At 65.9% G+C, this 12,285-nt stretch carries 14 protein-coding genes; all 14 read left to right on the plus strand.

Annotation, left to right across the window (positions count from 1 at the left end):
* Positions 1 to 113 precede the first annotated feature (113 nt).
* The 14 genes from H8R02_RS29815 (at position 114) to H8R02_RS29880 (ending at position 12,112) form a co-directional block, all read left to right on the plus strand.
* Complete coding sequence (locus tag H8R02_RS29815) at positions 114 to 653, plus strand: cupredoxin domain-containing protein (RefSeq protein ID WP_187085633.1); 540 nt, start codon at positions 114 to 116, stop codon at positions 651 to 653.
* Positions 654 to 666: 13 nt separating this feature from the next.
* Positions 667 to 2,403, plus strand: a complete 1,737-nt coding sequence (locus H8R02_RS29820) for a cbb3-type cytochrome c oxidase subunit I (RefSeq protein ID WP_187085635.1) — start codon at positions 667 to 669, stop codon at positions 2,401 to 2,403.
* Between the two features lie 11 nt (positions 2,404 to 2,414).
* Entirely contained in the window at positions 2,415 to 3,269 is an 855-nt protein-coding gene (cyoE, locus tag H8R02_RS29825) for a heme o synthase (protein ID WP_354005000.1), read from the plus strand.
* 4 nt (positions 3,270 to 3,273) lie between these two features.
* On the plus strand, positions 3,274 to 4,089 hold the full coding sequence (locus H8R02_RS29830; protein ID WP_255429645.1) for an SCO family protein: 816 nt from the start codon (positions 3,274 to 3,276) through the stop codon (positions 4,087 to 4,089).
* Complete coding sequence (locus H8R02_RS29835) at positions 4,064 to 4,570, plus strand: DUF485 domain-containing protein (protein ID WP_187085639.1); 507 nt, start codon at positions 4,064 to 4,066, stop codon at positions 4,568 to 4,570. The genes H8R02_RS29830 and H8R02_RS29835 overlap by 26 nt, the downstream gene beginning before the upstream one ends.
* The gene (locus H8R02_RS29840) at positions 4,567 to 5,988 is read left to right on the plus strand and encodes a cbb3-type cytochrome c oxidase subunit I (protein WP_187085641.1); all 1,422 of its coding nucleotides are present in this window, start codon (positions 4,567 to 4,569) and stop codon (positions 5,986 to 5,988) included. The genes H8R02_RS29835 and H8R02_RS29840 overlap by 4 nt, the downstream gene beginning before the upstream one ends.
* Complete coding sequence (locus H8R02_RS29845; protein ID WP_187085643.1) at positions 5,989 to 6,879, plus strand: cytochrome b N-terminal domain-containing protein; 891 nt, start codon at positions 5,989 to 5,991, stop codon at positions 6,877 to 6,879. It begins immediately after the preceding gene.
* 45 nt (positions 6,880 to 6,924) lie between these two features.
* Complete coding sequence (locus tag H8R02_RS29850) at positions 6,925 to 7,626, plus strand: Crp/Fnr family transcriptional regulator (RefSeq protein ID WP_187085645.1); 702 nt, start codon at positions 6,925 to 6,927, stop codon at positions 7,624 to 7,626.
* Positions 7,627 to 7,752: 126 nt separating this feature from the next.
* Complete coding sequence (locus tag H8R02_RS29855; RefSeq protein WP_187085647.1) at positions 7,753 to 9,645, plus strand: RHS repeat-associated core domain-containing protein; 1,893 nt, start codon at positions 7,753 to 7,755, stop codon at positions 9,643 to 9,645.
* Positions 9,642 to 10,145, plus strand: coding sequence for a tetratricopeptide repeat protein (locus H8R02_RS29860; RefSeq protein ID WP_187085649.1), 504 nt, complete (start codon positions 9,642 to 9,644; stop codon positions 10,143 to 10,145). Before H8R02_RS29855 ends, H8R02_RS29860 begins: the two co-directional genes overlap by 4 nt.
* Positions 10,129 to 10,440 (plus strand): hypothetical protein, encoded by a 312-nt coding sequence (locus H8R02_RS29865; RefSeq protein ID WP_187085651.1) that lies wholly within the window; start codon positions 10,129 to 10,131, stop codon positions 10,438 to 10,440. The genes H8R02_RS29860 and H8R02_RS29865 overlap by 17 nt, the downstream gene beginning before the upstream one ends.
* Positions 10,441 to 10,489: 49 nt before the next feature.
* Positions 10,490 to 10,774, plus strand: coding sequence for a hypothetical protein (locus H8R02_RS29870; RefSeq protein ID WP_187085653.1), 285 nt, complete (start codon positions 10,490 to 10,492; stop codon positions 10,772 to 10,774).
* A 108-nt stretch (positions 10,775 to 10,882) separates the two neighbouring features.
* A complete protein-coding gene (locus H8R02_RS29875; RefSeq protein ID WP_187085655.1) occupies positions 10,883 to 11,170 on the plus strand; it encodes a DUF3892 domain-containing protein in 288 nt (95 codons plus the stop codon).
* Between the two features lie 444 nt (positions 11,171 to 11,614).
* Complete coding sequence (locus tag H8R02_RS29880) at positions 11,615 to 12,112, plus strand: hypothetical protein (protein ID WP_187085657.1); 498 nt, start codon at positions 11,615 to 11,617, stop codon at positions 12,110 to 12,112.
* Positions 12,113 to 12,285: the final 173 nt, after the last annotated feature.

The following is a 12,285-nucleotide window of genomic DNA, read 5'->3' on the forward strand; positions in this document are numbered from 1 at the left end:
GTCTCATGCGGGCAATCGAGTTGCCAGCGCCGTTGGCAATCACCACAGGGGCACGGAAGTCCGATTGCTACCTCAGCACTCGGCCAAAGCAGCGTCAAGTGGGAGGATGCCCAATGAGCGCCATCCTCCCCCCGGCCGAACGGCTCTGGTGGAAGCACCCGCTGGACCGCGTCGAAGGCACGTGGATCGTCATCGCCTTCGCGTGGTGCATGGTCATGTTCTTCATGATGATCTACTGGCACGTCTACGGTAAGCAGAACCTCAGCACCGAGACGTACAAGACCACCCCCGACAGGTTCGCGGCCAAGGCGCAGGCCATGGTGGACAAGTACACCGTGCGCACGGAGACCGACCAGAAGATCCCCGTCGTCGCGCCGCCCGCCACCGAGGACGTGTACATGATCGCGCGCCTGTGGGCGTGGTGGCCCATCCTGGAGCTGGAGAAGGGCAGGACCTACCGCCTGCACCTCACCGCCATGGACTACAACCACGGCTTCTCGCTGCAGCCGGCCAACATCAACATCCAGGTGGTCCCCGGCTACGAGCACGTGGTGAAGGTGACGCCCAACGCGTCGGGCACCTACAGCGTCGTCTGCAACGAATACTGCGGCATCAACCACCACCAGATGGTGGGCCGCATCTACGTGAAGTGAGCGAGGGCCCGACATGACCACCGTTGCCTACCCCGCACCCCCGGCGTCGCCCTCGGCCGCCACCAGCTACCGCACCTGCCCGCGCACCGGCCTGCAGTTCGAGGCGAAAGCCGAGCGGCTGATGATCGTCAACGCCGTGACGGCCGTGGTCGCGCTGCTCGTGGGCGGCATCCTCGCCATCGGCGTGGTGCTCACGCGCTGGCCCTCCATCCACTGGCTGCCGGCCGACACCTTCTACATGGTGCTCACCGCGCACGGCATCGACATGCTGATCTTCTGGATCATCTTCTTCGAGATGGCGGTGCTGTACTTCGCGTCGTCGACCCTGCTGCGATGCCGGCTTGCGACGCCGAACATGGCCTGGCTGGCCTTCGCGCTGATGCTGATCGGCGCGGTGACCAACAACGTCGCCGTGTTCCAGGGCGGCAGCAGCGTGATGATGACCTCGTACGTGCCGATGATGGCGTCTCCCGCGTTCTACCTCGGGCTGATCCTCTTCGCCGTGGGCGCGCTCATCGGGTGCTTCGTGTTCTTCGGCACGCTCGTGGTCGCCAGGCGCGAGAAAACCTACGAGGGCTCGGTGCCGCTGGTGACTTTCGGCGCCATCACGGCGGCGATCATCGCGGTCTTCACCATCGCCTCGGGCGCGATCATCCTCATCCCCACCTTCCTCATGTCCATCGGCGTGGTGAAGGAAGTGGACGCATTGATCTACCGCACCATCTGGTGGGCCTTCGGCCATTCGTCGCAGCAGATCAACGTGTCCGCGCACATCGCGCTGTGGTACGCGGCGGCGGCCATCGCCTTCGGCGCCAGGCCGATGAGCGAGCGCGTGAGCCGCGGCGCCTTCCTGCTCTACATCCTCTTCCTGCAGCTCGCCAGCGCGCACCACCTGCTGGCCGACCCGGGCCTGTCCACCGGCTGGAAGGTGATGAACACCAGCTACTTCATGTACTTCGCGGTGCTGGCGTCGATGATCCACGGCCTCACCATCCCCGGCGCCATCGAAGTGGCGCAGCGGCAGAAGGGCTACACGCGCGGCCTGTTCGAGTGGCTGCGCAAGGCGCCGTGGAGCGACCCCACCTTCAGCGGCGTGTTCATCGCCATCATCGGCTTCGGCTTCCTGGGGGGCATCTCGGGGGTGATGATGGGCACGGAGCAGCTCAACATGCTGATCCACAACACCATCTACGTGCCGGGGCACTTCCATGCCACCGTGGTCGTGGGCACCACGCTCACGTTCATGGCCATCACGTACTTCCTGATCCCGGCGCTCTTCAAGCGCGAGTTGATCCTCAAGCCGCTGGCTCGGATCCAGCCGTGGCTGTTCGGCGGCTCGATGTACTTCTTCTGCCTGGTGATGATGGGCGCGGGCACGCTCGGCGTCTCGCGCCGGCATTGGGACATGGCCTTCCAGGGCGCGGCGCTCGGCTACGAATGGCCCGGCGCGGCCTACCTGATGATGGGGCTGCTCGGCATCGCGGGCGTGGTCGCCATCGCGGGCGGCGGCATCTACATCCTGGTGACGGTGGGCTCGCTGCTGTTCGGGCGCAAGCTCGAAGGCGGCGAGGCCAGCCCGAAGTTCACGCCGGTGCCGCGCGCGGCGCCCACGGCGGTGGCGCAGTCGTACGGGTCCGCGGGCTTCGCGGCGCCGGGCACCTTCGTGCTGGCGATGATCTTCCTGCTGGCGTTCGTGCTGTACTACTTCATCAACTGGAAGTACCTCGGCCAGGTCTGGGGCCTCAGCTGAAGGGGCGGGCCGTGCTGCGGGACGTCCTGTCGCTCTTCAAGCTGCGCATCGGCGTGCTGATCATGGCCACGGCCCTGGTCGGCATCGCGGTGCAGCCGGGCGCTGCGCTCACCGGCGTGCAGGTGGCGGTGCTCGCGCTGGCGGTGCTGGTTGCCAGCGCCAGCGCGGGCGCGTTCAACCAGTATGCGGAGTACGAGGCCGACCGGTTGATGGCGCGCACGCGCAAGCGTGCATTTGCCACCGGTGCGCTGCCGCACCATCCCGCGTGGCTGCTGCTGATGGCGGCGATGCTGGTGGCGGCGGTGGCTGCGGCGTGGGCGGTGCTCAACCCGGCGGCTGCGGTGTACACGTTCCTTGGCGCGTTCTTCTACGGCGTGGTGTACACGCTGTGGCTGAAGCGGCGTACGCACTGGAACATCGTCGTTGGAGGTCTCGCGGGCAGCTTTGCCGTGATGGCGGGCGCAGCGGCCGTGCAGCCGATGCCGGGGCCCTATGCGTGGCTGCTGGCGCTGGTGCTGTTCCTGTGGACGCCGCCGCACTTCTGGAGCCTGGCGATTGCCAACCGGGCGGACTACGAGCAGGCCGGCGTGCCGATGCTGCCGGTGGTGGTGGGTGATGCGCGTGCGGCGCGCATCGTGTTCGCGAGCACGGTGGCGCTCGTCGCCGCCTCCATCGCGCCCGTGTTCTTCGGGGCCGGGGCGGTCTACGGCGTGGCTGCCGTCGCGGCCGGCACCTGGTTCCTGCGCAAAGCGTGGCTGCTTGCGCTTTGCCCATCGCGCAGGAGCGCGATGGGTTCTTTCTTCGCATCGCTCATCCAGCTGAGCGCGCTGCTCGTGGCGGCGCCGCTGGATGCGTTGTTGGGGTAGTTGCATGAGGTGGCTGTGGGTTGTCCTCTCCTGCGCGGTGGCAGGCGTGCACGCGCAGCAGGTGGACGCCTTGGACGCGCGCGACGCCATGCGCGCCAGCCAGGCGGCCGTCGGGCGCACGGTTGGGGCGCACACGTTGCTGGACCGCGAAGGCCGACCCGTGCCGCTCGCGAAATACCGCGGCAAGCCGCTGCTCGTGAGCTTCATCTACACCGGCTGCTTCCAGGTGTGCCCCACGGCCACGCGCTCGCTCGACGAATCGGTGGCCGCGCTGCAGGCACGCTTCGGCCCGGACGCATTCGCCGTCGCCAGCATCGGCTTCAACCAGCCCGCCGATTCGCCGCAGGCGATGAAGGCCTTCGCCGCGCAGCAACGCATCGCACGGCCGGGATGGGACTTCCTCAGCGCACCCGCCGCAGGGGTGGCGCGACTCGCGGAGGACTTCGGCTTCCGCTACGCCGCCACACCGGCGGGCTTCGACCACGTGCTGCAAGTGACGGTGGTCGACGCCGACGGACGCATCGTGCGGCAGGTTTACGGCGACAAGGGCAGCACCACGGAGCTCGCCGAAGCCCTGGGCCAGCTCGCAACCGGCGCGCCCCTCGCATCACCCGGTGCCATCGACGCACTGATCGAGCAGGTGCGCATCCTCTGCACCGTCTACGACCCGAAGACGGGCACCTACCGCGTCGACTACGGCCTCGCGCTCGAGGTGGCGGGCGGCGTGACCTTCATCCTCTTCTTCTTGCTGTACATGCTGAACGAATGGCGGGTGCGGCGCAGGGAGCGCCGGCATGGCCGCGGCACGGCGACGGTTTGAGTGGCCGCTGCAGGCGGCGCTGTACACGGCGTTCATGGCGCTGGTCGCGCTGCTCTCCACCGCGCCCGCATGGCAGGCGCTGCCGCCAGGCACGGCAGTGGTGACGGTCACGCTGCTGCATCACGGCCAGCGCGTCGAGCCCTGCCGCCCCTACACCGCCGAGGAGCTGGCCCGGCTGCCGCCCAACATGCGCGCGCCGCAGAAGTGCGGCCGCGAGCGCGTGCCGGTGCTGGTGGAGCTGGACATCGACGGCGTCAACGTGATGCGCGAAAGCGCACCGCCCGCGGGCCTGTCGCGCGACGGCGCGTCGTCGCTGTACCGACGCGTGCAGCTCACCGCGGGCGAACACCGCCTCACCGTGCGCATGAAAGACGCGCCGGGCGACCCGTTCAACCACACCCGCGAAGCCACGGTGAAGCTCGCGCCCGCGCAGGTGCTCGTCATCGATTTCGACAACGCGAAGGGGATCACGCTGTCATGAAACCCACCCCCTACGACCTGGACACGCCCACCGACGCGCGCCTGGACCTCGCGCGCGGCTGGCTCTGGCTGGCCCTTGCGGCCCTCGGCGCCTCGGGGCTGTTCTCGGTACTGCTGGTCATCTCGCGCACGCCCGGCATCAACGCGCTGCTGCCCGCGGCGGACTTCTTCCACGTGGCGCTGGTTGCGCACGTGGACCTGTCGGTGCTGGTGTGGTTTTTCGCACTGGCTGGCATGTTGTGGAGCCTGAACGGCGCGGCCGCGCGGCTGCGCATGGCGTGGGCGGCGCTCGGGCTGTGCGCCGTTGGCACGAGCGCGATGGCGCTGGCGCCATTCCTGGGCGCGGGCAGGGCGGTGATGGCCAACTACATCCCCGTGCTCACGGGGCCGTTCTTCATCGGTGGGTTGGCCGTGTTCGGCATCGGTGTGGCCGTGCTCGTGCTGCACACGCTGTGGCATGCGCCGCGCCTGGGCTTGCGGTTCGATGGGCGCGGGGCGCTGCGGTTCGGGCTCAATGCGGCGGCGGTGGCGACGGCGGTGGCGTTGGTAGCTTTCGTGTGGTCGTACGCGGTGGTGCCGGCGGAGCTGGAGGGCAAGGCCTATTACGAGATCCTGTTCTGGGGCGGCGGCCATGCGCTGCAGTTCACGTGGACGCTGCTGATGCTGGTGGCGTGGTTGTGGCTGGCGGCTGCGTGCGGCGCGAAGGTGCCGCTTTCGCCGCGGCTGGTGGTGCTGATGTTCGCGCTGGCACTCGCTGCGGTGTTCGCCACGCCCGTCGCGTACCTGGCACACGACGTCGCCTCGGTGGAGCACCGCGCCATCCTGACGTGGGCGATGCGCCTCGGTGGCGGCGCGGCGATCCTGCCCGTCGCCCTCGCCGTGCTCCCCGCGGCCGTCATCCCCGCGAAGTCGCAAATGGCAGCGGCCGTCATCCCCGCGCAGGCGGGGATCCAAAGCGTCTTGAATCCCCTGCGCGCCGCACTGCTGTCGTCGATCCTGCTCTTTGCGGCAGGCGGCATCATCGGCATCTTCATCGCCGGCAGCAACGTGCGCATCCCCGCGCACTACCACGGCTGCATCGTCGGCGTGACGCTCGCACTCATGGGCGTGGTCTACCGCCTGCTCCCCTCCCTCGGCTACTCGACCCCGCAAGGCAGGCTGGCAAACGCGCAGCCGTGGGTTTACGGCATCGGCCAGCTGATGCACATCGTGGGCCTCGTGTGGTCGGGCGGTTACGGCGTGCAGCGCAAGGTTGCCGGCACCGAGCAAGTCCTGCGCACAACGGGCGAAGTGGCCGGCATGGGCCTGATGGGCCTGGGCGGCGCGATCGCCATCTTGGGCGGCCTGCTCTTCCTCGTGGTCGTCGTGCGCGCGATGAAGCGCGAACACCTGCCGCAAGGCGCAGCCGCGGCGGTGTAGATGCGCTGGCTGCAGTACGCCCTGCTCACCATCTACCGCAAGGTGGAGCGCTGGCTGTCGCACGGCGTGGGCGTCAAGTTGAACCCGGTGCACCACCTGGGCTCGATGAGCTTCTACCTCTTCTGGGTGGTGGGCGCGAGCGGCCTGTACCTGTACGCGTTCTTCGAGACGGGCGTGGAGGAGGCGTACAGCTCCGTCGAGGCGCTCACGCATGCGCAGTGGTGGGCGGGCGGCATCATGCGCAGCGTGCACCGTTACGCGTCGGACGCGATGGTGGTGACGATGGTCCTGCACCTGCTGCGTCACTTTGCCTTCGGCCGCTTCCATGGCGAGCGCTGGTTCTCGTGGGTGACGGGCGTGGTGCTCGCGTGGCTGGTGTTCGTGTGCGGCATCAACGGCTACATGCTGCCCTGGGACAAGCTGGCGCAGTTCACGCTGACCGTCACGTTCGAGTGGCTGGACTGGCTGCCGATGTTCGGCGGCACGCTGATGCGCAACTTCGTGCATGCGGGCAGCGTGAGCGACCGGTTCTTCTCGCTGCTGTCGTTCCTGCACGTGGGCCTGCCGCTGCTGGTGCTGCTGCTGATGTGGGTGCACGTGCACCGGCTGCCGCTGGCGCGCACGTCGCCGCCGTGGCCGGTGGCGGCGATGCTGACCGGCGCGCTGGTGCTGCTGTCGTTGATCAAGCCCGCGCTCAGCCAGGGCAGCCCCGCGGACTTCGCGACGGCCGTGACGACCGTGGGCATCGACTGGTTCTACCTGGCCTTCCTGCCGCTGGCCGCGGTGCTGCCGCCCGCGCAGACGTGGGCGCTCTCGGGCGCGGCCACGGCGTGGCTGGTGGCGCTGCCCTGGTGGCCGACCGGCGGGCGGCCGGCGCCGCACCGCGTTTGAGCTAACGCAAAATCCGCCCACGTCGATTGCGCACACTTTCGACGTATGGACAACCAGGGACGCCCGGGCCTCGACCTGCCCCGTTATCTGTCTGCGCTGCCGCTCTTCCACGATGTGGCGCCCGCGGAGCTCGCGCGCGTCGCGGAGGGCAGCACCATCAGGAGGCTGGCGCGCGGACAGCACGTCTTCCGCGTGGGCGAGCCCTGCAACGAGTTCCACGTGACCGTGATCGGCCAGGTGAAGCTGTATGCGCTGTCACCCAACGGGCAGGAGAAGGTGATCGAGATCATCGGCCCGGGCAGCACGTTTGCCGAGGCGCTGATGTTCACGGGGCGGCCCTATATCGTGAGCGCGCAGGCGCTGACCGATGCGCTCGTGGTGAGCGTCGGCAAGCAGGCCGTGCTCGCCGAGATCGAGCGCGACCCGAAGTTCAGCCTGCACATGCTGGCCGGCATCTCGCGGCGGCTGCATGGGCTGGTGCGGGACGTGGAGGCGTATTCGCTGCGCACGGGGGCTCAGCGCGTGATCGGCTACTTGCTGCGCGATGCGGACGAGGGCGCTGACGCCGACGGGCCTCTGCAGGTTTCGCTGCCCGTGAGCAAGGCCACGATCGCGTCGCGCCTGTCGCTGACGCCGGAGTACTTCTCGCGCGTGCTGCACGAGCTGGAGGCGGCGGGGTTGATCGAGATGGACAAGAGGGATATTCGCGTGCTGGACCCGGGGAGGTTGGCGGGGTTCCAGATGTAGCACCGGGCGCAGCACGGATAGCTGCGAAGCACATCATCCGGAAGTCTGAAGTGGCCCCGGGACATTCCCGGCCTTGTCCCGCGCGCGACTCATCACTAGAGTCGCGGCGGTTCAAGGGAGAAGCGAATGCCACTTCGCAGTTCGATCGCCGCAGCCTGCGTGCTGCTTGCCACGGGCCTCATGCTGCCCGCACACGCGCAGTTCAGCTCGACGATCTCGTTCCAGTACGAGCACGACGACGTCAAGAGCATCACGTACGTCAGTGGCCTGAAGGTCACGTACCGCCGCACATTCGGGCGCATCGTCGGCATCGACGTGCAGCTGCCGGGGCGCAAGGCGCCGACGCCCTTCGTCACGAACCTGAAGCACACACCGCTTGCGCAACCCTCGAAGTGGTCGTGGTTCAACGGCGACACCGCCACGCGCACCTTCGACCTGGACGGCAGGCTCACGTCGACGGAGTTCTCGGCTTACGAGTACGACGCGGCGTCGAGGATCGTCGGGCTGCGGCAGGACCTGTGGGCCACGCGCTCCGTGACGACAGGCACAACGACGGTGCCGGAGCTGTACAAGCTGCCGGTTCGTTGGACCGCGGGCTATGACCAGCGCAATCGCCTGACGGTTTTCTCGCGCGCGGGAGCCGAGAGCAAGTTCACGTACGACCCGAACGGCAACCGGCTTTCGGCCGTCGAGACCCAGGGCAGCGACGTCGACCTCGAAGGTGCATTCGACCAGCCGGGGTTCACGCAGGGCACCGCGCAGTCAACCAACATCGAAAGCGGCAGCAACCGCCTGCTCGGCTTCACGCAGACCACGGTGACGACGCGCAACGGGCAGCCCGTTGCCGCATCGACGGCGACTGTCCGCTACACGCTGGACAAGAGCGGCGCTCTCGTCAGCGACGGGCTGCGCACCTTCGAGTATGACGACGCCAACAATCTCGCACAGGTGGTGATCGCACGCGGCGGCGAGGCGGCGCGTATCCGCTATCGGTACAACGGCGAGGGGCAGCGGGTGTTCCGCTCCGAGCCCGAGGCCGAGCAGACGCTGCCGAACGAGGACACGCTGGGCTCGGGCTTCGTCAACTGGCTGCGCAAGAACTTCGGCTGGCTGTTCACGAAAGGGCCCACTCGCGGTATCGGGCAGGTGTTCGTCTACGCGGACCCGGTGCTTCCTGCGTGGGCGCTGCTCGGCGAGTACGACACCGGCTCGGCGCAAGGGCGTGGCACGACGGAGTACATCTGGCTGCCCACGGAGCGTGGCGACCCGATCCCGATCGGGCTGTACAGGAACGGCAAGCTGTACGCCGTGCACACCGATCACCTCGGCACGCCGCGGTTGATCACGAACGCGGACAACCAACCCGTGTGGCAGTGGCCGTACTCGGCGTTCGGGAACAACAAGCCGACGGGGGTTCTGGCGACGAGCACGATGGACGGGCGAACGGTGGTGAGGGCGACGAAGCCGCCGGTTGAGTACAACCTGAGGTTTCCGGGGCAGTATTGGGATGAGGAGTCGAATCTGGCGTACAACGCCCGGCGGTGGTTTCGCCCGGGCGACGGCAGGTACACGCAGTTCGATCCTATCGGGCTTGCTGGCGGCTTCAACGGATACGCCTACGCAGAGAATTCACCTCTGACGAAGAATGACCCCAACGGCTTGCAAGCGGTTCTGCCCGGCTCGGGCGGGTTGCCTTTACCGCTCCCATCGCCCTCCAGTGGCCGCAATGGCGGCGGCTATGATCCAAGAACAGACACGTACTCACCGGCAAGCGGTACTGGGTCTTCGCTCCCACGGTGGCTCCAGGACTTCATCGAGTGGTGCACGGAGAGTCGCGGCCGAGGGGAGCGAGGTGCTACCGGCGGTTCGTCGGGAAAGGGGACAAACAACCCGTACAAGCACTGCAGGAATCATCCAACCGATCCCGACAAGATCCTGTGCAAGGATCACCAGACCGGAAAGACAGTGGAAAAGAAGAAGCCTGCGGATTGGCCAGGCGACGAAACGAAGCAGAAATGACGAGTGCCCGGCCTTCCTCTCTGTTCGATCTGGCAAATGCTGCATGGGATGCCGGTGAAAGGAAGCGTGCGTTCAAGCTATTTCTGGCTGCCGCGCAGAGTGGTGAGGAAGACGCATTCAACAGCGTCGGCTACTTCTTCGACCACGGCATTGGTGTCAAGAAGGACCCCAACAGTGCCTTCGCCTGGTATCGACGTGCGGCGCTGCGCGGCAATCTTGCAGGGTGCCTGAATCTCGCGGTTTGCTACCGCAACGCTGGCAACCTCCCGCGTGCCAAGTTCTGGTTCAAGAAGGCTTACGCACAAGGAGATGGTTCGGCCGCCTATGAACTAGGAAGGATCTACTTCAAACAGCGTTCGAGCAGCAGTGCCGAGCGAGCCCGAAAATACCTTGCCGACGCTCTGTCGTCCCGATATATAGCCGAGGACGAGCGTGATGACGCGAGAAGCCTTCTATCCCAGTTGAAGACGAAGGTGAGGCGGCGTGTTCGATCGGGCTGAGGAGAAGACCTTGAATGTGGAAGGGGTCCGGCCGCGTGCAACCGCGAAGGCAGCCTACTACCTTGCTGCATTTGGCTTTCACTTGGCACTATTCCTTTCCAACACCGGCAACTACTTCCATGGCGGGACGGCGTTGGAATGGATCGCGTTGCAGGCTTGGGCCATCCTCATCGTGATGGCCGCGGTCAACCTGGTGCCGCACGCCCGGGCCTTTGAACAGCCCATCCTGATGCTGTGTGCCATCGTCCCGCTGTTCTTGGTGGTGTGGGCGCTGCTTGAAGCGTCAAGAAGATAGAAGGAAGGCTTGCCCACGTCTCCTTCGCTCGACGGTCCAGACACAACTCATGACGACCCCGAGGCTCGGCGTTGATCGTAGTGGCCAGGTTATCGAACCTGGCGACCGCGTTCGCCTGCTTGCGATCCGCCCCTCGATCCTGAAGCGGCTAGCCGGGTCCGAACTGGCCGACGTTTCGTCCATGCTGGGGCAAGAACTCGAGGTATTCGATGTCTACGACGACGGGCTGGTTTGGGTGAGTCTCAGCTGGTCCCGGTCAGACGGGACGACCGAGATTCATTCCATTGCGGTTGACCCGCAGGCGATCGAATTGATCGCGAAGAGGCAGGATTGAACGCGGATATAAGCGGCACCGGTACATAGGTCTTTTTGCTTCCGCCGACATGGCGATGACTCCATTCACATTCGGGGCTAAAGTTCCACTCAAGCGAAGGAGGGCGACATGGCGCAGAACGTTCAGATTACGTGCATCAACAAGACACCCCGTATGGATCCTCATGACCGAATTCACAGCGTTGGGGGAGTGAACCCCGATGGAACGCGATGGAAGCTCGGTCAGCAGGAGGCGATAGCGGGAGTCGAGGCGGGAAAATGGCAGTTCTACGTTTCCGTTGGTGGAAAGAGTGTTTGGGTGATTGTGGCAACAAGTCGATGGGGGAACAAATACCTCAAGACTGAAGACGACGGTGAGCAGCCCAACAATCTACTAAGTCTTCCGGAGTGTCCATAGCCGCGTATCGCCATCAAGAGGCATGCATTGCTGACATACTGCTAGGTGGCGCATTGTTGTAATGGCCGCTAGTCTGAGTGATGCCGCGAGAGCAGTGCGAGGTGACACTGTTTACCTTGAAGAAGTGGAATTCGAGCATAGCCCGGCGCCCTCAGCAGATGCGCGTCGCATGTGCAGCGACGAGTTGTACGTTTCGCATCAAGAATCAGCGTGCGCCGCGCCCGAGTTCTTTCGTCGAGGCTACCCAGCCCAAGTCCTGGGCGTTAACCTCCTCGAAGACACCCACATTCGAGAATAGGCGGTGAGACGAGTCGACTGCAGCCTCTGCCGAATGTCTGCTGGGCCCGATCGTTCTTGTGGCACTGTGAAGTGATGTTGCGTCGTGCATCCAGCGACGCATGTGGCGATGCATAAACCGTGCGAGCTGTCGCGATATCATGGCCCATGAGTTACGACATCTTTGTCTGGCTGTCGTGTGCAGTGGCGCTGCCTTCAGCGTTGCCGGAACCTCACACCTGGGAGTACCACCGGTTCACGGAGGAGCAGGTTGCCGGTTATCCGAAGGAAATCGCCGAGGAACTGGTCGGCTCTGAATCCTGGGGGCTCAAGCGCACTGCGTTTTACCTGAACGTCTCCCGCATGGATAGAAAGGTCATGAGCCGCCACCGGTTGCAAGAGTTGGTTCCCGGGCTCCAGGTCATGACGATCCAGGCACCATTGCCGCCCGGCGATCCTGGCCCGACCGCAAGGGACCGCGAACTCGCTGCTCGCGCGAAAGTTGGAAGAGCCGGCATCTCGGTGGTTCAGGAGGGTTTCAGCGACCCGGGTTGGGCCATGCAGAAGACCGTCGCCCGACACCTCGCGAGAGCATGCGGCGGTGCGATTGTTGAGACGCCCGATGGCTACATCGAACTGGACGCGAATGGGCGAATGGTCGAGTAGCGCTGTGTCCGACCCCCTCGACCCTCAAGACCGAATGCCCTACGGCAAGGCTAGGGCAACGCTGAAAAAGGTCCACCACGAGCACGGCTGATGCGTTGATCGGAGCATGAAGCAACAGACCCTCGCCATGGCCGCCGACAAGGGCTTCGAGCAGTTCCGCCGCCCGACCAAGC

The sequence above is a fragment of the Ramlibacter albus genome (assembly GCF_014297445.1).
GTDB lineage: Bacteria > Pseudomonadota > Gammaproteobacteria > Burkholderiales > Burkholderiaceae_C > Ramlibacter > Ramlibacter albus.